The sequence below is a fragment of the Pseudomonas sp. P9_31 genome, from assembly GCF_034008235.1.
GTDB lineage: Bacteria > Pseudomonadota > Gammaproteobacteria > Pseudomonadales > Pseudomonadaceae > Aquipseudomonas.
In genome coordinates this window covers 1,167,942-1,188,268 of sequence record NZ_CP125375.1, presented here as the reverse complement: position 1 = coordinate 1,188,268, position 20,327 = coordinate 1,167,942, and the positions used below count along the sequence as shown (strand labels likewise).

At 59.4% G+C, this 20,327-nt stretch carries 16 protein-coding genes; 10 read left to right on the top strand and 6 right to left on the bottom strand.

Annotated elements, in window-relative coordinates; all coding sequences use genetic code 11:
• Positions 1-3 precede the first annotated feature (3 nt).
• The 4 genes from cyoB to hmpA all read right to left on the bottom strand — a co-directional run bounded on the left by cyoB (position 4) and on the right by hmpA (position 5,774).
• Complete coding sequence (cyoB, locus tag QMK51_RS05465; protein WP_320393366.1) at positions 4-2,034, bottom strand: cytochrome o ubiquinol oxidase subunit I; 2,031 nt, start codon at positions 2,032-2,034, stop codon at positions 4-6.
• A gap of 3 nt (positions 2,035-2,037) precedes the next feature.
• Positions 2,038-2,982, bottom strand: coding sequence for a ubiquinol oxidase subunit II (gene cyoA, locus QMK51_RS05460; RefSeq protein WP_320393365.1), 945 nt, complete (start codon positions 2,980-2,982; stop codon positions 2,038-2,040).
• Positions 2,983-3,812: 830 nt separating this feature from the next.
• On the bottom strand, positions 3,813-4,322 hold the full coding sequence (locus tag QMK51_RS05455; RefSeq protein WP_258699163.1) for a disulfide bond formation protein B: 510 nt from the start codon (positions 4,320-4,322) through the stop codon (positions 3,813-3,815).
• A gap of 270 nt (positions 4,323-4,592) precedes the next feature.
• Positions 4,593-5,774: an NO-inducible flavohemoprotein gene (gene hmpA / locus QMK51_RS05450; RefSeq protein ID WP_320393364.1), complete on the bottom strand. Its 1,182-nt coding sequence runs from the start codon at positions 5,772-5,774 to the stop codon at positions 4,593-4,595.
• A gap of 147 nt (positions 5,775-5,921) precedes the next feature.
• Between hmpA and norR the strand changes: the two genes are divergently transcribed.
• The 5 genes from norR to QMK51_RS05425 all read left to right on the top strand — a co-directional run bounded on the left by norR (position 5,922) and on the right by QMK51_RS05425 (position 10,392).
• On the top strand, positions 5,922-7,475 hold the full coding sequence (gene norR / locus QMK51_RS05445) for a nitric oxide reductase transcriptional regulator NorR (protein ID WP_320393363.1): 1,554 nt from the start codon (positions 5,922-5,924) through the stop codon (positions 7,473-7,475).
• A 192-nt stretch (positions 7,476-7,667) separates the two neighbouring features.
• Positions 7,668-8,570, top strand: coding sequence for a chemotaxis protein CheV (locus tag QMK51_RS05440; protein ID WP_258699160.1), 903 nt, complete (start codon positions 7,668-7,670; stop codon positions 8,568-8,570).
• A 27-nt stretch (positions 8,571-8,597) separates the two neighbouring features.
• The gene (locus QMK51_RS05435; protein WP_320394481.1) at positions 8,598-9,056 is read left to right on the top strand and encodes a GNAT family N-acetyltransferase; all 459 of its coding nucleotides are present in this window, start codon (positions 8,598-8,600) and stop codon (positions 9,054-9,056) included.
• Between the two features lie 176 nt (positions 9,057-9,232).
• On the top strand, positions 9,233-9,559 hold the full coding sequence (locus tag QMK51_RS05430) for a hypothetical protein (RefSeq protein WP_320393362.1): 327 nt from the start codon (positions 9,233-9,235) through the stop codon (positions 9,557-9,559).
• Between the two features lie 83 nt (positions 9,560-9,642).
• Entirely contained in the window at positions 9,643-10,392 is a 750-nt protein-coding gene (locus QMK51_RS05425) for a YkgJ family cysteine cluster protein (RefSeq protein ID WP_320393361.1), read from the top strand.
• A 154-nt stretch (positions 10,393-10,546) separates the two neighbouring features.
• On the opposite strand, the gene QMK51_RS05420 is transcribed toward QMK51_RS05425, so the two are convergent.
• Positions 10,547-10,804 (bottom strand): hypothetical protein, encoded by a 258-nt coding sequence (locus QMK51_RS05420; protein WP_258699157.1) that lies wholly within the window; start codon positions 10,802-10,804, stop codon positions 10,547-10,549.
• Between the two features lie 315 nt (positions 10,805-11,119).
• Between QMK51_RS05420 and QMK51_RS05415 the strand changes: the two genes are divergently transcribed.
• From QMK51_RS05415 to QMK51_RS05395, 5 genes are all read left to right on the top strand, one after another.
• Positions 11,120-12,280, top strand: a complete 1,161-nt coding sequence (locus QMK51_RS05415; protein ID WP_320393360.1) for an efflux RND transporter periplasmic adaptor subunit — start codon at positions 11,120-11,122, stop codon at positions 12,278-12,280.
• Entirely contained in the window at positions 12,277-15,384 is a 3,108-nt protein-coding gene (locus QMK51_RS05410) for a multidrug efflux RND transporter permease subunit (protein WP_320393359.1), read from the top strand. Before QMK51_RS05415 ends, QMK51_RS05410 begins: the two co-directional genes overlap by 4 nt.
• A 9-nt stretch (positions 15,385-15,393) precedes the next feature.
• The gene (locus tag QMK51_RS05405; protein ID WP_007943491.1) at positions 15,394-16,071 is read left to right on the top strand and encodes a heavy metal response regulator transcription factor; all 678 of its coding nucleotides are present in this window, start codon (positions 15,394-15,396) and stop codon (positions 16,069-16,071) included.
• The gene (locus QMK51_RS05400) at positions 16,061-17,425 is read left to right on the top strand and encodes a heavy metal sensor histidine kinase (RefSeq protein WP_320393358.1); all 1,365 of its coding nucleotides are present in this window, start codon (positions 16,061-16,063) and stop codon (positions 17,423-17,425) included. Before QMK51_RS05405 ends, QMK51_RS05400 begins: the two co-directional genes overlap by 11 nt.
• A gap of 248 nt (positions 17,426-17,673) precedes the next feature.
• A complete protein-coding gene (locus QMK51_RS05395) occupies positions 17,674-19,176 on the top strand; it encodes a diguanylate cyclase (RefSeq protein ID WP_320393357.1) in 1,503 nt (500 codons plus the stop codon).
• A 164-nt stretch (positions 19,177-19,340) separates the two neighbouring features.
• Here the strand turns inward: QMK51_RS05395 and lpxC are convergent, their stop codons facing one another.
• On the bottom strand, positions 19,341-20,252 hold the full coding sequence (lpxC, locus tag QMK51_RS05390; RefSeq protein WP_007939852.1) for a UDP-3-O-acyl-N-acetylglucosamine deacetylase: 912 nt from the start codon (positions 20,250-20,252) through the stop codon (positions 19,341-19,343).
• Positions 20,253-20,327 lie beyond the last annotated feature (75 nt).

Sequence of the window (20,327 nt, the reverse complement as noted above, 5' to 3'; positions counted from 1 at the left end):
GGTTTAAGCCTGTTCCAACGAGGTTTCAACACGGGTGGCGGTGGCTGGAACTTTCCCGGCCGCTACCAGACGCTTGTGCTGCTCGGCTTCGATGCGCTCGATCACGTCGACCGGCACCATATAGCCTTGATCATCGCGTGCAGCGTGGATCACGAAGTAGCCCACGGTGCCCACCAGACCAACGATGGCCAACCACCAGATGTGCCAGATCATCGCGAAACCGAACACGGTCAACAGAGCACCCATGACCAGACCGGTCGCGGTGTTGTTTGGCATGTGGATCGGTTCGTACTTGGCTGGAGCCTTGTACGCGGTGCCGTTTTCCTTGGCTTCGGTGAACGGGTCGATGCTGTCTGCTTTTGGCAGCACGGCAAAGTTGTAGAACGGTGGTGGCGAGGAGGTCGACCATTCCAGGGTGTGGGCATTCCACGGATCGCCGTGTTCGCACATGTTTTCTGGCTTGTTGCGGTCACGCACGCTGACGTACAGCTGGATCAGCTGGCAGGCGATACCCGCAGCGATCATCACCGCACCGAACATGGCCACGTACAGGTACGGTACCCACTCAGGGTTGGTGGTAGCGTTCAGACGACGGGTCATGCCCATGAAGCCCAGTACATAGAGCGGCATGAACGCGACGAAGAAGCCGGTGATCCAGAACCAGAATGCTGCCTTGCCCCAACCTTCGTGCAGCTTGAAGCCGAACGCTTTCGGGAAGTAGAAGGCGAAACCTGCGATGTAACCGAATACCGCGCCGCCGATGATCACGTTATGGAAGTGCGCGATCACGAACAAGCTGTTGTGCAGCACGAAGTCAGCACCCGGAATGGCCAGCAGTACGCCGGTCATGCCGCCGATGGCGAAAGTCACCATGAAGCCCAGGGTCCACAGAACCTGGCTGGTGAAACGCAGACGGCCTTGATAGATGGTGAACAGCCAGTTGAACAGCTTCACACCCGTCGGGATGGAAATCAGCATCGTCGCCAGACCGAAGAAGGCGTTGACGCTGGCACCCGAACCCATGGTGAAGAAGTGGTGCAGCCAAACCATGAAGCCCAGGATCGAGATCGCGCCGCTGGCGTAGATCATCGAGTGGTGGCCGAACAGACGCTTGCCGGTGAAGGTCGAGATGACTTCGGAAAAAATCCCGAACGCCGGCAGAATCAGGATGTAAACCTCGGGGTGACCCCAGGCCCAGAACAGGTTGACGTACATCATCGGATTGCCACCAAGTTCATTGGTGAAAATGTGGAAATCCATGTAACGGTCAAGCGTCAGCAAAGCCAGGGTAGCGGTCAGGATCGGGAACGAAGCCACGATCAGGACGTTGGCCCAGGTGCAGGTCCAGGTGAAGATCGGCATGTCCATCAGTTTCATGCCAGGGGTACGCATTTTCAGCACGGTGGCCAGGAAGTTGACCCCCGTCAGCGTCGTACCCAGCCCGGATAGCTGCAGCGCCCAGATGTAGTAGTCCATCCCCACGCCCGGGCTGTATTGCAGGCCCGACAACGGCGGATAGGCAACCCAACCGGTCTTGGCGAATTCGCCAACGCCCAGGGACAGGTTGATCAGCACCACGCCGGAAACCAGCAGCCAGAAGCTCAGGGAGTTCAGGAACGGGTAGGCAACGTCACGGGCGCCGATCTGCAGCGGCACTGCAAGGTTCATCAGGCCGGTGAAGAATGGCATCGCCATGAAGATGATCATGATCACACCGTGAGCGGTGAAGATCTGGTCATAGTGTTCAGGTGGCAGGTAGCCAGGCGAACCCTCGGTGGCCATGGCCAACTGGGTACGCATCATGATGGCGTCGGCAAAACCACGCAGCAGCATGACCATGGCGACGATGATGTACATCACGCCGATTTTCTTGTGGTCGACCGAGGTCAACCACTCGGTCCACAAATAGGTCCACTTCTTGAAGTAGGTGATTGCAGCGAACAGCGCCAGACCACCGAGCGCGATCATGGCGATGGTTATCATCACGATCGGTTCGTGGAACGGGACCGCTTCCCAACTTAATTTACCAAACATCGTTTACTCCTCTGCCCCGGCAGCTGAATGCGAACTCATGTCCATCCCTTCCATCGCGGCCACTTCGTGCTCTTTCTTCTCGTGGTGCATCGGCTTGCCTGGTTTCATGCCTTCGTACTTGTCGACGATGATCTGGAACAGGTTCGGCGTGACCGAGGAGTAGAGCTCGACTGGGTTGTTCTGGCTCTGCTTGGACAGGGCTGCGTATTCAGCTTGTTCAAGCTGTTTAGGTGCCTTTTTGACTTCGCTTACCCAGGCGTCGAAATCTTCCTGGGAAGTGGCGATTGCTTTGAACTTCATGCCGGTGAAACCCGCGCCGCTGTAGTTGGCGGAGATACCGTCCATTTCAGCGTTCTGGTTGGCGATCAGGTGCAGTTTGGTCTGCATGCCCGCCATCGCGTAGATCTGACCGCCCAGAGCAGGGATGAAGAACGAGTTCATCACGGCGTCCGAAGTGATCTTGAAGTTGATCGGGGTGTGCGCCGGGAACACGATCTTGTTGACCGTGGCAATGCCTTGTTCCGGGTAGATGAACAGCCACTTCCAGTCCAGCGCGACCACTTCAATGGTGATCGGCTTGACGTCGGATTCCAGCGGCTTGTAAGGATCCAGGGCGTGGGTCGACTTGTAGGTGACGTAACCCAGGGCAATGATGATCAGTACCGGAATAGTCCACACCGCGATTTCGATCTTGGTGGAGTGGGACCATTTTGGCGTATAGACGGCGTCCTTGTTGGAAGCGCGGTATTTCCAGGCGAACAGGAACGTCATGACGATGACCGGCACGACGACCAACAGCATCAGCAGCGTTGCGGTGATGATCAGGTTTCGCTCATCCAGGCCGACCTGGCCCTTGGGATCGAGCAAGGTCATGTTGCAGCCTCCCAGCAACAACGTGCCGAGCAGCGGCAATAAGCCTAGTAGTCTGGGGTACCTGTTTTTACTCATCTCACGACCTCTAAAGCAGCTTGCGCAATGCAGTTGGGTTTTGATCGCCAACACTTCACCCTGCCAAGGGTTGGCATTTTTCTTGGATTGAATAAGGGCCTGCCCCGTCGCGCGTCAGACGCTGTTTGACAATTGCTGGGCCTGCGGTGTGTTCTTATTCGAATTCGTGGTCAAGGGCCTTGTTACAGACCAATTCCATTTGGTGCGGATCGTCGGAAGGCACCGACATCTGGGGTCGCATGAAGCCATCAGGCCTCTCGACACCCTGTTTGTGCTCATACACCTGAGTAAGGGGTGAGCAGTGCCGGGAATTCAGTGCGGGCGATTGTAGATAGATGACGATTCATAAACCACGTCTCATCCCGAAATAATTTTTATCCGATTCAACAACAATCATTCACAGCTTTTGCAAAAGTGCGCCATGGTATCGAAATACATTCTCAACAAAAACACCAAAAAATGTAGGTCTACCCCGCGAAGTTCAGACAGCTTCCAGGGTTCTGCGCTCGCCTTCGACCCTGCTCTACCCCCTACGTGACAAGGGCTTTGGCCATTTGCCAGCCCCTGTTAAAACTGCCTGCTTCGGCTGATGAGCGCTGAAACCGGCAGTGGCTTGAAAACCCTGTTTTGGGTGCATGGAGGTGCCCCGATTCAGCGTCTTGAAATGCCCTGCGACAATCAAGCTGTGACAACATGTCGCACACATGTCGCACCCTTCGTTGCCGCACATCACGGTCCTTTTACCTGACCTGCGAACATGCAAAAAGCCCCGGCCTCTCAACGAGAATCGGGGCGTTTTTTTGTTTCATGTAACGGTGCGGCGGGCAGCCTCAGCGCAGCGCTTTACGGTTACGCGACGTGAGCAGCGGCACCAGCACCACGACCAGCACGAACGCCAGCAGCGCCCACTGTGCCAGGGACAAGCCGAGGATCGGCGGGTACGGCGTGGAGCAGAAACCGTCGACCTGGAAGCCCAGCGGGAAGATCTTCGCCAGCGGCAGGCCGTCGACGATCGGTTGCAGCACATCGATGCCGCAGCTGACCGTCGGGTAAAACTGGGTATAAACGTGATGCCCGGCCACTCCGGCACCCGCGATGGCGCAGATCACCACCAACACTTCGAACAGCGTAATGCTGCGACGGGTGCGCATCGCCGCACCGATAAACGCGAACAGTGCGATCAGCAACAACGCGTAGCGCTGCAAGATGCACAGCGGGCATGGCGCTTCGCCCAGCACCACTTGCATGTACAGCGCACCGCCGATCAGCGCCAGGCAGATGATGCCCAGCAACACCAGATAGCGCCGTTCACGTCCCAACCGCATTGTTTCCTCGCTCATCGCGTTTCCCTTCTAAATATCAATTGCCCGCAAGTCTACACGCTGTCCCTGACCTTTGAGAGCCTTGAACTGGCTGGCGGAGATTGGAGGAATGAACGATAAACCGGTTAAGAACGGATTAACCTTTAAGTGTTTTTTACGAATCAGGACCGTGGCGTGGCCATTCGCGAGCAGGCTCGCTCCCACAGGTGACCGCGTCGTACGCTGATCAAATGTGGGAGCGAGCCTGCTCGCGATGAAGGCAACTCGGTTTCCCGGTCGCCTACAGGTTTATTCCAACGTCGCGGCCGGCCCGAAGAACTCATAACGGCTTTGCTTCTCCGGCACCCCCAAGGCCTTGAGGTGACGCTTGATCGCCGCCATGAAGCCTTTAGGCCCCAGGAAGTAAGCATCCACATCGCGCTGCTGCGGCAGCCATTCGCCCAGTTGCTCCTGGCTCAACAGGCCAACCTTGTCCGCCGCCGGGCTGACGCCATCGTCTTCGGCATAGCAATAGAAACGCTTGAGCTGCGGATGACGCTCGGCCAGGCCATCGATCCAGTCGCGGAAGGCATGAACGCTACCGTTGCGTGCGCAGTGGATAAAATGCACTGGCCGCTCGGTCGCCAGCGCCGCTTCGAGCATCGCCAGCGTCGGGGTGATGCCCACGCCGCCACTGATCAGCACCAGCGGTTTGTCGCTGGCGGTCAGGGTGAACTCGCCCGAGGGCGGGAACAGCATGATGCTCGCACCGACATGCAATCGATCGTGCAGATGGTTGGAGGCGCGGCCGCCGGTTTCGCGCTTGACGCTGATGCGGTACTGGCCCTTATTGGCCAGCGCCGACAGCGAATAGTTACGCCGGATTTCTTCGCCATCGAGGATCAGTTTCATGCCGATGTACTGTCCAGGCTCTGCCGCGAGAATCGGGCCCTCGTCCGCCGGTTCGAAGTAGAACGAAGTGATTTCCGCGCTCTCCTCGACCTTGGCCGCCACGATGAACTCCCGCGCCCCGCGCCAGCCGCCCGGAGCCTGTTCTTTCTGGTCGTAGATGCTCGCTTCGGCGCCGATCAGGATCTCGGCCAATTGACCGTAAGCCGCACCCCACGCGCTCATCACTTCAGGCGTGGCGATCTCTTCGCCCAGCACTTCGGAGATCGCCCGCAACAGGCAGCTACCCACAATCGGGTAATGTTCCGGGAGGATTTGCAAAGCCACGTGCTTGTTGATGATCTTGGCCACCAGGTCGCCCAACTGATCGAGCTGGTCGATGTGCCGCGCGTACATCAAGACACCATTGGCCAGGGCGCGAGGCTGATCGCCGCTGGCCTGGTGGGCCTGGTTGAACAGCGGACGGACCTCCGGGTATTCGGAGAGCATCATGCGGTAGAAGTGAGTGATCAACGCTTCGCCGCCGCTTTCCAGCAGCGGCACGGTGGACTTGACAATGGCACGGTCTTGAACGCTAAGCATAAGAGCGACTCCTGGGCTTTATATGAATAACCCTTACGTATCAGTTTCCATGCCAACAATTAAAACGTTATAAATCAACCAGTTAAAAACAAAGTAGTCATATGGACACACGACGCTTTATAGTCACACCGACTACACGGAGTCATTATGACTGCAAAACTACTGCTCACCACTCTGCTGCCCCTGGTTTCCGACCTGTCCCGCGAACTGCCCGAAGGCGAGCGCTACCGACGCCTGCTCGAAGCCATGCGCGCCCTACTCCCTTGCGACGCCGCCGCCCTGCTGCGACTCGACGGCGAATGGCTGGTGCCGCTGGCCGTGGACGGGTTGAGCACCGACACCCTCGGCCGACGTTTCAAGGTCAGCGAACACCCGCGGTTCGAAACGCTGCTCAGCAGTTCCGGCCCGACTCGCTTCGCCGCCGACAGCGATTTGCCCGATCCTTATGACGGCCTGGTCGATGGCCTGCACGATCACCTGGAAGTCCACGACTGCATGGGCTGCCCGTTGTTTATCGACGAGCGCCCGTGGGGTCTGCTGACCCTCGACGCCCTCGCCCCTGAACGCTTCGAACCGATCGAGCTGGATGCCCTGCAAGCCTTCGCCAGCCTCGCCGCCGCCACGGTCAACGCCGCCGAGCGCATCGAACGGCTGGCCAATCGCGCCGAAGACGAACACCAGCGCGCCGAGGTTTACCGTCAGGCCAGCGGCCAGCAAAACCGCGAAATGATCGGCCAGAGCAAGGCTCACAAACGCTTGGTGGAAGAGATCAACCTGGTGGGCGGCAGCGACCTGACGGTGCTGATCACCGGGGAAACCGGGGTCGGCAAAGAGCTGGTGGCCCAGGCCATCCACGCGGCGTCGCCACGGGCCGCCAAACCGATCATCAGCCTCAACTGCGCCGCCCTGCCGGACACCCTGGTGGAGAGCGAACTGTTCGGCCATGTGCGCGGAGCCTTCACCGGGGCGACGAACGATCGTCGCGGCAAGTTCGAACTGGCCAATGGTGGCACGTTGTTTCTCGATGAAGTGGGCGAACTGTCACTGACGGTGCAGGCTAAATTGCTGAGGGTGTTGCAGAGCGGGCAATTGCAGCGACTGGGATCGGACAAGGAACATCAGGTCGACGTGCGACTGATCGCAGCGACCAACCGCGATCTGGCCGAGGAAGTTCGCAGCGGTCGCTACCGTGCCGACTTCTATCATCGCCTCAGCGTTTACCCGCTGCTGGTGCCCGCCCTGCGGGATCGCGGTCGGGATGTGCTGTTGCTCAGCGGCTACTTCCTGGAGCAAAACCGCTCACGCATGGGCCTCAATAGCCTGCGCCTGACCAGCGATGCCCAAGCGGCCCTGCTGGCGTATGGCTGGCCAGGGAACGTGCGGGAGCTGGAGCATTTGATTGGCCGCAGTGCATTGAAAGCCTTGGGTAACTGCAAGGAACGGCCGAAGATTCTCAGTTTGAGCGCGGCGGATCTGGACTTGCCCAATGGCAGCGTTGAGCACGCGCCGGAGCCGGTGGTTGCCGCGCCGGCGGCTGAGGTGGTTTCAGGGGATTTGCGTGCGGCCACCGAGCATTATCAGCGCCAACTGATCAGCGCTTGCCTGGAACGGCACCAGCACAACTGGGCCAGCACGGCGCGGGAGCTGGGTCTGGATCGGGCGAATCTGGGGCGGATGGCCAAGCGGTTGGGCATGAAATAAGCCAAGATCGCAGCCTTCGGCAGCGCCTACATTGACCGCAATCCCCTGTAGGAGCTGCCGAAGGCTGCGATCTTTTGATCTACTCAACATTTATTGGCACTAAAGCCTGCCCCCGACAAGTCGATAACCCGGCATCGATAGCTGTTGCCGATGCTCGTAATCGCCCATCACCTTTCTCCACAGAAGGTTTTTATGTCTTCCAATAAAGCCCGCGCAGACTCACTTTCGCTTCTGCTGTTTACCTTGCGCAGCGGCAAGCTGATGGCGATCAACCTGCTGAAAGTCAGCGAAATCATCCCCTGCCCGCCGCTGACCAAGCTGCCGGAGTCGCACCCCCACGTCAAAGGCATCGCCACCCTGCGCGGCGCGTCGCTGTCGGTGATCGACCTGAGCCGCGCCATCGGCGAGCGCCCCCTGGAAGACCCCAACGGTGGCTGCCTGATCGTCACCGACGTCAGCCGCTCCAAGCAGGGCCTGCACGTTCAGGCGGTGAGCAAAATCGTCCACTGTCTGACCACCGACATCCGCCCGCCACCCTTCGGCTCCGGCGGTGTGCGCTCGTACATCACCGGCGTGACTTCGGTGGATGGCACTCTGGTGCAAGTGCTGGACATCGAAAAGGTCATCCACGGCATCGCGCCGGCGCAGATCGAAATGACCCCGACCGAACTGAGCATGGAAGAGGCTGAAGTCCTGGGCAATGCGCGGATTCTGGTGGTCGATGACAGCCAGGTCGCCCTGCAACAATCGGTGCACACCCTGCGCAACCTCGGCCTGCAATGCCACACTGCCCGCAGTGCCAAGGAAGCCATCGATTGCCTGCTGGACCTGCAAGGCACCGCCCAGCAGATCAACCTGATCGTCTCGGACATCGAAATGTCGGAGATGGACGGTTACGCCTTCACTCGCACATTGCGGGAAACTCCGGACTTCTCACACCTCTATGTACTGCTGCACACGTCGCTGGACAGCGCGATGAACAGCGAGAAGGCTCGACTGGCCGGGGCCAACGGGGTGCTGACCAAGTTCTCCTCGCCGGAACTGACCAGGTGCCTGATCGAGGCGGCCAGGGCCGTCGCCGAACAAGGTCACTGAGTGTTGGCCGAGGCGTTTTGCTGGCTGATGCGGCGCAACCTGACAGAGGTTGTGCCAGCCATCAACTGGCCAGACGGGGTTGAACTGACCGAGTACCGCCCGGAACTCGCCGAGTCCGCCCACCGTTTGATGGCGCTGGGCCATCTCGACGGCGGCGGTCAAGTGCCGGCGCTGGAAGTCTGGCAACAACGTTTCGAAACCGATCCCGAATACGACCCGACACTGTGCTTCATCGCCCTGGATGCCGAAGGTATCGTCGGCGTCGCCCAGTGCTGGACCAGTGCCTATATCAAAAACCTGGTGGTGCATCCGCGCGCTCAAGGCCTTGGACTTGGCCGCGCACTGCTGCTGCATGCTTTCAAGGTGTTTCAGCAGCGCCGCGAAGGTTTTGTGGATCTGAAGGTGCTTGAAAACAACCTTCGGGCGCAGCGTTTGTATGAAAGTGCCGGGATGTATGTAGTCCGCCGGGAGCCCGTGCCTGTCTGACACACCGCCTTCGCGAGCAAGCCCGCTTCCACAGTTGATCTTCATGAAACACACATTTTGTGTACAACGAAAATCCACTGTGGGAGCGGGCTTGCTCGCGAAGAGCCCCGCACAACCAACATCAAACCATCAGGCATACTCCGACCCCGACCACTACACGCCAAGGATGCCTGATCATGAAAACCACCACCCTGACCGTCCTCTGCCTCACCACTCTCGCCACCCAGGCCCACGCCTCCAGCCCCGACGCCTGGGCCGCCTACGACAAAGCCGTACTCGCCAGTTGCACACAGGCCAGCGGCCTGAAGAACACCAAACCCGTCGGCAACGCCGCGCAGTTCGATGACCGGGTCGGTTACACCGCGCTCCTGCTGCAAGGCCAGTACCCGCAAAAACACATGAAAGGCCAGCAAGGCACCGAACTGTGCCTCTACAACAAGAAGAGCAAAACCACCTACGTGACCGAATGGGACTCGATCCGCCCAACGGCAAAAGCGCAGTGACTGGCGCATAACTTGCTTCGACACAGGCCTTTACGGTGGCTTTTTGTCGCCATTTCATATCCTCACAGGTCACTGGCCGTTCAATGAATACACCGTTTTCCTGCGTAGGTTGTGGCAAATGCTGCACCGACCACCATGTGCCCCTGACACTGGCCGAAGCCCGTATGTGGGCGGCCGATGGCGGTCAGGTGATCGTGCTGGTGGAAGCCTTCCTCACCAATGGCCTGGGCCTGCCAGCGCAACAACGCGAACACGCCGAGCGCCGTTCGGTGGTGGTTCGAAGCGGCGCCTGCGAGGCGCATGTGGCGATCACCTTTGCCGCCTATAACGTCGGCCCTTGCCGGAATCTTGACGAAGACAACCTCTGTCGCATCTACGAACGTCGACCGTTGGTGTGCCGCATCTACCCGATGGAAATCAATCCGCACATCCCGCTCAACCCGACGGCTAAGGAATGCCCGCCCGAGTCGTGGGAAACAGGGCCGGATTTGATCATCGGTGGTGAGCTGGTGGATCAGGAACTGGCGGGATTGATCCAGCGCTCCCGGCAGGCGGATCGCGATGAGATTCAGACCAAGGATGCGATTTGCGCGCTATTGGGGATTCGGACGACAGCGCTGAAGGGTGATGGCTTTACCGCTTATCTGCCGGACATGACGGCGTTTGCCATGGTCATTGATCAGGTGGCGCAGCAATCACTGGCGGGAGCTGGCGGTGAATGGGTATTTCACGTATCGGGCGATGATATTGCCGGGCAAGTGCAGGCGGCCGGGGCGCTGGTGGCGACTGAAGCGCCGCTGAACTATGCGTTTATTTCGCTGCGGGCGGCATGAGCCAGAGGGTATGTTGTATTTAATGGCCTCATCGCGAGCAGGCTCGCTCCCACAGTGGATTTCGTCGTACACAATAGCTGTGTCTCATGAAGATCAACTGTGGGAGCGAGCCTGCTCGCGATGACGATAGATCAGGCACCGCAGAGGTAAGAACTCAGCGCTTACCCATCGAACGACGGGTACCAGGAGGCGCTGCACCCGGTGTCTTGGTGTGGCCGTTCTTGGCGCCGTTCTTGTACCAGGGCTGGCTGGCATTCTTCGCCGCGGCCAGTTCGCCCGGCTTGAACGGAAACTTGAACGCAGGAATCGCCGCTTTGGTTTCGCTGTCTGCGCTGGAGTCGACGCTGTCTGGCAGATCTGCCTGGTCGTCGCTCAAAGCGTCGGCAGCCGGCGGTTGTGTCGGGGAAGTCATGAAAGCTCCGGGTGATGCTCAAAGAGTCGGGCCCGGTAGGCGAGCCGCGAAAGACGGCAGTATACCTGTGTCGGGAGCCGCAAGCTTCACGCAGCAAGCGAGTCCGTCGGGTTTTGTGCTGACCGACCTGCCGCCTTCGCGGGCAAGCCTCGCGCCTACAGTGGAGCGAGATCACGGGGAATCAGCATCAATCCAAAGAGGTCCAAACTGACAGCGCCGTCAGTTACCCGTCACTCTCCTGACGGGCTAACAGGTTTATAAAGGAGGGTATGAACCTGACATAACTCCGACCACTCTGCCCGGCGCCCCACTCGCATGCGAATTCAGAAAAAAATCGCCCTGTTCGCCGCCCTTCTGATCGTCCTGGCAGTGCTGGGCGTGTGGTACGCCGCCAAACCCGCCACGACCAAACTGACCACCTCCACCGCCATTCCCGTGCGGGTGGTCAGCGTCGTCGAAAAAGATGTACCCCGCTACGTCAGCGGCATCGGCTCGGTGCTGTCCTTGCACAGCGTGGTGGTGCGTCCACAAATCGACGGCATCCTCACCCAACTGCTGGTCAAGGAAGGCCAACGGGTGAACAAAGGTGACCTGCTGGCCACCATCGACGACCGTTCGATCCGCGCCAGCCTCGACCAGGCCCGAGCGCAACTGGGCGAAAGTCAGGCGCAACTGCAAGTGGCGCAGGTCAACCTCAAACGTTACAAACTGCTGAGCGTCGACGACGGCGTGTCCAAACAGACCTACGACCAGCAACAAGCCCTGGTCAATCAACTCAAAGCCACTGCCCAAGGCAATCAGGCCTCGATCGATGCCGCTCTGGTGCAGCTTTCCTACACACAGATTCGCTCGCCCGTCACCGGTCGCGTCGGTATTCGCACGGTGGATGAAGGCAACTTCCTGCGCATGACCGACACCCAAGGCTTGTTCACGGTGACCCAGATCGACCCGATCGCCGTGGAGTTTTCCCTGCCGCAGCAAATGCTGCCAATCCTGCAGGGCCTGATCAACGATCCACAGCACACGCCGGTCAAGGCTTACATCGGTGCCGACACCGACGGCGAAACCGGCAACCTGCTGGGCGAAGGCCACCTGACCCTGATCGACAACCAGATCAATGCCAACACCGGCACCATCCGCGCCAAGGCCGAATTCGACAACCCCGGTCAGAAACTCTGGCCGGGCCTGCTAGTGACGGTAAAGATTCAGACAGCGCTGGATAAAGATGCACTGGTGGTGCCGCCCACCGTCGTACAACGTGGCCTCGATCAACACTTCGTGTACCGGGTCAACGGCGACAAGGTCGAAGTCGTTCAGGTACAGATGATTTACCAAGGCAGCGGCCAGGACATCATCAAAGGCGTGAAGCCGGGCGACGTGCTGGTCAGCGACGGCCAATCGAGGCTCAAACCCGGCTCGACGGTTCAGGTACTGACTGAGCCACCGCAAGTGGTCCGGTCGGAGCCGAAACCATGAAGGGCCATGGTTCGATTTCCGCATGGTGCATCGATCATCCGGTGGCGACGGTTCTGTTGACCTTTGCCCTGGTGCTGCTGGGGGTGATCGCCTTTCCACGGCTGTCGATTGCACCGCTGCCGGAAGCGGAATTCCCGACCATCCAGGTGGCTGCGCAACTGCCCGGCGCCAACCCGGAGACCATGGCTTCGTCGGTGGCCACGCCGCTTGAAGTGCAATTCAGCGCCATCCCCGGCGTGACCCAGATGACCTCGAGCAGCGCCCTGGGCTCGACCATCCTGACCCTGCAATTCACCCTCGACAAAAGCATCGACACCGCCGCCCAGGAAGTCCAGGCCGCGATCAACACCGCCGCCGGCAAACTGCCCAAAGACATGCCGAACCTGCCGACGTGGAGGAAGGTCAACCCGGCCGACAGCCCGGTGCTGATCCTCAGCATCAACTCGCCGCAAATGCCCGGCACCGAAGTCAGTGACCTGGTGGAAACCCTGCTCGCCCGTCAGATCAGCCAGATCGACGGCGTAGGCCAAATCAACGTTAGCGGTCAGCAACGTCCGGCGATCCGCGTGCAAGCGTCGGCGGACAAACTCGCCGCCATCGGCCTGACCCTGGCGGACATTCGTCTGGCGATCCAGCAATCCAGCCTCAACCTGGCCAAGGGTGCGTTGTACGGCGAGTCGAGCATTTCGACCTTGTCCACCAACGATCAGTTGTTCCATCCCGAGGAATACAGCCAACTCATCGTTTCCTACAAGAACGGTGCACCGGTTCATCTCAAGGATGTGGCCAAAGTCATCAACGGTTCAGAAGACGCCTACGTTCAGGCCTGGGCCGATGGTAAGCCGGGGGTGAACCTGGTGATTTTCCGCCAACCGGGCGCCAACATCGTCGAGACCGTCGACCGTATTCAAGCGGCCTTGCCAACGCTGGAGGCCATGCTGCCGGCCTCGATGCAGGTCAAAGTGTTGATCGACCGCACCCAGACCATCCGCGCCTCGTTGCATGAAGTGGAAGTCACTCTGCTGATCGCGATCCTGCTGGTGGTGGCGGTGATGGCGCTGTTCCTGCGCCAGTTGTCAGCGACACTGATCGTGTCAGCGGTGCTCGGTGTGTCGCTGACCGCCAGTATTGCCCTGATGTACATCATGGGTTTCAGCCTGAATAACCTGACGCTGGTGGCGATTGTGGTGTCCGTCGGGTTTGTGGTGGACGATGCGATTGTGGTGGTGGAGAACATTCACCGTCATCTGGAGGCCGGCGACGGCATGCGCGAGGCGGCGATCAAGGGCGCCGGCGAGATCGGCTTTACCGTGGTTTCCATAAGCTTCTCGCTGGTGGCGGCGTTCATTCCGTTGCTGTTCATGGGCGGCGTGGTCGGGCGACTGTTCAAGGAATTCGCCCTGACTGCCACCTCGACCATCATGATTTCGGTGGTGGTGTCCCTGACGCTGGCGCCGACCCTGGCCGCGCTATTTATGCGAGCACCGGCGCATCGCGCCCATGGCAAACCGGGTTTCGGCGAGCGTTTGCTGGCGTGGTACGAGAAAGGCCTGCGCCACGCCCTCGCCCATCAGAAATTGATGCTCGGTGTGTTTGGCTTGTCCCTCAGCCTGGCGGTCGCGGGATATATTTTCATTCCGAAGGGTTTCTTCCCGGTGCAGGACACCGGTTTCGTCCTCGGCACCACCGAAGCGGCGGCTGACATTTCCTACGGCGACATGGTGAAAAAACACTTGGCGATGGCCGAGATCGTCGCCGCCGATCCCGCCGTCGAGACGTTCTCCCACTCGGTCGGCGTTTCGGGCAGTAACCAGACCATCGCCAACGGACGCTTCTGGATTTCGCTGAAAAAACGCGGCGACCGTGACGTATCCGCCAGCCAGTTCATCGACCGGATTCGCCCGCAATTGATGAAAGTCCCGGGCATCGTGCTGTATCTGCGCGCCGGGCAAGACATCAACCTCAGTTCCGGCCCGAGCCGCGCCCAGTACCAATACGTGCTCAAGAGCAATGACGGGGCACTCCTGAGCACCTGGACCCAGCACCTGACGGAAAAACTGCGCAGCAACCCGGCGTTCCGTGACATTTCCAACGACCTGCAACTGGGCGGCAGCATCACCCACATCAGCATCGATCGCAGCGCGGCGGCGCGTTTCGGCCTGACCGCCAGCGATGTCGACGAAGCGCTGTACGACGCCTTCGGCCAGCGGCAGATCAACGAATTCCAGACCCAGACCAACCAGTACAACGTGATTCTGGAACTCGACACAAAGCAACGTGGCAAGGCCGAAAGCCTCAACTATTTCTACCTGCGCTCGCCCCTGAGCGGAGAAATGGTGCCGCTCTCGGCGCTGGCGAAATTCGATGCGCCGACCATCGGCCCGCTGTCCATCGCCCATGACGGCATGTTCCCGGCGGCCAACCTGTCGTTCAACCTGGCACCGGGCGTCGCGTTGGGCGACGCGGTGATCATGCTCAACCAGGCCAAGGCAGAAATCGGCATGCCGGCGGCCATCAGCGGTAATTTCCAGGGCGCGGCCCAGGCATTCCAGAGTTCGCTGGCCAGCCAGCCGTGGCTGATTCTGGCGGCGCTGGTGGCGGTGTACATCATTCTTGGCGTGCTGTACGAAAGCTTCGTGCACCCGCTGACGATCATTTCGACCCTGCCCTCGGCGGGGCTCGGTGCGGTGATCATGCTGTGGATTTGCGGCCAGGACTTTTCGATCATGGCGTTGATCGGGCTGGTGCTGCTGATCGGCATCGTCAAGAAGAACGGCATTCTGATGATCGACTTTGCGCTGGAAGCCCAGCGCAACCGAGGCCTGCCGCCGGAAGAGGCGATCTATGAGGCCTGCATGACACGGTTCCGGCCAATCATCATGACCACCCTCGCCGCCCTGCTCGGGGCCCTGCCGCTGATGCTCGGCTATGGCACCGGCGCCGAACTGCGCCAGCCATTGGGCATCGCGGTGGTCGGCGGCTTGCTGGTGAGCCAGGCGCTGACGCTGTTTACCACGCCGGTCATATACTTATGGTTTGAGCGGCTATTCCATCGGCCTAAACCAGCCCCAGCACCGATATCGGTGCAGGCGACAACAGACTGAGGCGGGGTCATGCGCGTTCTGATTATCGAAGACGAAGAAAAAACCGCGGACTATCTGCACCGAGGCCTGACGGAACAGGGCTACACCGTGGACGTGGCCCGCGATGGCGTCGAAGGCCTGCACCTGGCGCTGGAAAGCGACTACGCCGTGATTGTCCTCGACGTCATGCTGCCGGGCCTCGACGGTTTCGGCGTGTTGCGGGCCTTACGGGCACGCAAGCAAACCCCGGTGATCATGCTCACCGCCCGCGAGCGGGTTGAAGACCGCATCAAAGGCCTGCGCGATGGCGCCGACGATTACCTCGGCAAACCGTTTTCCTTTCTCGAACTGGTGGCGCGCCTGCAAGCGCTGACCCGTCGCAGCGGTGGCCATGAACCGGTACAAGTGAGCATCGCCGACTTGTGGATAGATTTGATCAGCCGCAAGGCCACCCGCGCCGGCACGCGTCTTGACCTGACCGCCAAGGAGTTTTCGCTGCTCAGCGTGCTGGCGCGGCGGCAAGGGGAAATCCTCTCGAAAACCGCTATCGCCGAGATGGTCTGGGACATCAATTTCGACAGCGACGCCAACGTGGTCGAAGTCGCGATCAAACGCCTGCGGGCCAAGCTCGACGGGCCGTTCGACGAGAAACTGCTGCACACCATTCGTGGCATGGGTTATGTGCTGGAGAGCCGTGGTGTCCAGTAATTCGATCGCGCTGCGCCTGAGCGGGATGTTTACGCTCGTGGCGCTGCTGGTGTTTCTGTTGATCGGCGGTGCGCTGTATCAACAGGTCGACAAGGGTTTGGGCCTGCTGCCCGAAGCCGAACTCGATGCACGGTACAGCGTGCTCGAATCAGCGCTCAACCGTTATGGCACGCCCGAGCATTGGGTGAAGATCAACGCCAAGCTCAAGCTGCTGAGCGAAGAAGACAAGCGCATTCGCTTTTGGGTGGTCAGCGGCAACCCCGGTTATGAATACGGCCAACCTGACGCGTCGATCCGCGCTTTCGCCCAAGGCCCGTTGGGCATGCGTGACATGGTGTTGCCCGACCATCCATACCCGCTAAAAGTGCTGGTCACCGAGTTGCCGGCCAAGGACCAGCGTCCGCCGCTGCGCTTCATGATCGGCATCGACACCGAAACCTTTTACGAGACGCAGCACCACTTGCTGATCGCCCTGATCAGCCTGGCGATCATTGGGGTGTTGCTGGCCTCGCTACTCGGTTACTGGGTGGCGCGGATCGGCCTCAAGCCGCTGATCAAGTTGTCGCAGGAAGCCCAGCGCCTGGCGCCACCGCGGTTGTCCGGGCGCCTGCAACTGTCGCCATTGCCACCGGAATTGAACCAGTTCGTCAATTCGTTCAACGCCACCCTGGAGCGGGTCGAACAGGCTTACTCGCGCCTGGAATCGTTCAACGCCGACGTGGCCCATGAACTGCGCTCGCCGCTGACCAACTTGATCGGCCAGACCCAGGTTGCGCTGACACGCGGGCGTTCAGCCGAGCATTATTTCGAAGTGCTGCAATCGAACCTCGAAGAGCTCGAACGGCTGCGCTCGATCATCAACGACATGCTGTTTCTCGCCAGCGCCGACCAGGGCAGCAAGGCCACCAAACTGACGTCCACTTCACTGGCCGATGAAGTGGCGACAACGTTGGAGTACCTGGATTTCATCCTTGAGGATGCGCAGGTTCAGGTTGAAGTCAGTGGCGATGCGCAAGTGCGAATCGAGATCGCTCATCTGCGCCGGGCGTTGATCAACTTGCTGAGCAATGCGGTGCAGCACACAGGGCCTGGGCAAGTGATTCAGGTACGGATCGAAGTCGAAGAGCATCAAGTCAGCATCGGCGTCGCCAACCCGGGGTCGCCGATTGCCAGCGAGCATTTACCGCGGCTGTTCGAGCGTTTTTACCGGGTCGATGCGTCGCGCAGCAACAGTGGCAACAATCATGGCCTGGGGCTGGCCATCGTCAAGGCGATTGCACTGATGCATGGCGGGGATGTGTTTGTGCGCAGTGATCATGGGATGAATACGTTCGGCATTCATTTACCGGTCTAATCACACAGAACCCTGTGGCGAGGGGCTTGCCCCCTCGCCACAGGATGTCGACACGGATGAATACCGGGTAATTGTCGACTACCCGCTGAATGTCTTCTAAGCTTCAATTAGCAAAAGGCCAGCATGTTTTGCTGGCCTTTTTTTTATCCGGGATTTATACAGACGCGCTGGACGCGACCGGTTTCTGGGACTCTGCCCGATTCTTGTAAAAGCACTTTCATAACGCCTTATTTGCAGAAGTCAGAACCATGAGTGTGAACAGTGCGAAATCCCGTGATCCGATCCGTTCGACACGATCGGAGCGGCTTCTGGTTCTCAGTAGTGTGTTGTTGGTGATTGCAATACTGAGCATCGTCGCGTTCCTGCTAATCCGTGAACGCGCAAACGCCGAATTGTCCGCCGCTCGCGCCGCCAACAATATCGTGCAATTGATCGACGCCGATGTGCTGCGCAATGTCGAACTCTATGACATTACCCTGCTGGGCTTGATCGCTGCCTCCCGGCGTGAAGACCTCAAGAGCGTTTCCCCTGTCATTCGCCATCTGGCCTATTTCGACCGCGCGACTGCCGCGCCGTACAAGGGCAACATTTTGTTGCTCGACAACAAGGGCGATGTGATCGCCGACTCGGCCGCGGTAGAGCCCAGACAGGGAAACTATGCCGATCGCGAATACTTCCAGTCCCACGTGAACAACCCGGACCCAGGCATGTTCATCAGCCGCCCGTTCAGGGCCAGGTCACCAGAACAGGATTGGCGTATCAGTTTCAGCCGCCGGGTGAATGGCTCCCTGGGTGAGTTCCTGGGCGTGGCCGAAGCCGCCATGCGTTTGAGTTACTTCGATCAGTTGTTCAACAGTTTGAGCGTCGGTCACGACAGTACGGTCAACCTGATCAGCAAGGACGGGATTCTTCTGGCCCAGCAACCACGCCTGGCCGAAGAGCTGATCGGCAAGGACTTCAGTAATCGCCCCAATTTCCAGCGCATCGTCAAGGAAGGCAACGGCAGCTTCACCAGCATGTCCGATCGACACAAGGATAAGCGCTTGTATACCTTCTCCAAGGTTGGGAACCTGCCGTTGATCGTCATTGTTGCGCTGTCCAGTGATGAAGTCTTTGCGGCCTGGAAGCGCACCGCAGTGGTGGTCAGCGCTGCGACCATTGCTCTGTGCATCAGCCTGCTGTGGCTGACCGGGTTGCTCTGCCGCGAACTGCGCCGGCGCCACAGTGCCGAGCTGGAACTGGCACAACTGGCCGCCACCGACCCCTTGACCGGTCTGGCCAACCGCCGAGCCCTGGATCGGGCCCTGCGCCATGAATGGTTTCGTGCCCAACGCTCCGGCCGGCCGTTATCGGTGCTGATGATCGATGTCGATCACTTCAAGGCGTTCAACGATCGCCATGGCCATCAGGGCGGCGACGATGCCTTGCGCTCGGTGGCCAAGGTGATCAGCCCCCATGCTCGACGGCCCGCGGACCTGGTGGCCCGTTACGGTGGCGAGGAGTTTTCGATGATCCTGGCTGAAACCGACAGCACCGGAGCGCAACAGATTGCCGAAAACATCCGTGCGGCGGTGGAGCAGTTGCCATTGGTGGGGGGTGATGAGTCGCCGATTACTATCAGTATCGGTATCAGCACCTGGACCACGGCGACCGATATCAGCCTGGAGCAGTTGCTGTTTGCGGCGGACAAGGCGCTGTATCAGGCCAAGGAAGGCGGGCGGAATCGGGTGGTTGCCGGCGACCATTTGTAGTGGATCGACTGGCCTCTTCGCGAGCAAGCCCGCTCCCACAGGGTACGCGGCCTACTGTGGGAGCGGGCTCGCTCGCGAAGAGGCCAGCCCAGACACCACAAAAAACCGGGGAATAAAAAAAGGCCACCCGAAGGTAGCCTTTAAAAACTAGAGAGGTTTTTTGCTTACACGGCCGCAACGGGACGCATGTAAGAGATCGGTGCAGTGCTGGCGTCTTCGAAAGTCACGACTTCCCAAGCATCTGTCTGCTCAATCAACTTGCGCAGCAGCTGGTTGTTCAATGCATGTCCGGACTTGAAGCCCTTGAACTCACCAATCAGGCTATTGCCCAGCAGGTAGAGGTCACCAATTGCATCGAGGATCTTGTGCTTCACGAATTCGTCTTCATAGCGAAGACCGTCTTCGTTCAGTACACCATCCGCGTCGACCACAATAGCGTTTTCAACGCTGCCGCCGAGTGCGAGGTTGTGCTTGCGCAGGTACTCGATGTCACTCATGAAACCAAAGGTACGGGCGCGGCTGACTTCTTTTACGAACGAAGTGCTGGAAAAATCCACGCTTGCACTTTGTGTGCGGTCACGGAAAACCGGGTGATCGAAATCGATCTCGAAGCTCACTTTGAAACCTTCGAAAGGGACGAAAGTGGCGCGTTTGTCGCCGTCTTCCACTGTCACTTCCCGCAGGATCCGGATGAACTTCTTGGCAGCGTCCTGTTCTTCCAGGCCGGCCGATTGAATCAGGAATACGAAGGGTCCAGCGCTACCATCCATGATCGGGACTTCGGACGCGGAGAGCTCGACGTAGGCGTTATCGATGCCCAGGCCAGCCATGGCCGAGAGCAGGTGCTCCACCGTGTCCACTTTGACGTCACCGTTAACAAGCGTGGTCGACATAGTGGTTTCGCCAACGTTTTCCGCGCGGGCAGGAATCTGCACCACAGGGTCGAGGTCAGCACGACAAAACACAATGCCGGTGTCGACAGGCGCTGGCTTGAGGGTCAGGTAGACCTTCTCCCCGGAGTGCAGGCCGACACCTGTGGCACGGATAATATTCTTCAGGGTGCGTTGTTTAATCATGGCATGGGCCGCTTCAGCGCAAATTGCGAACTGGTATCAACAAAGGCTGGCGATGATAGCAGACCAGACCTTTGC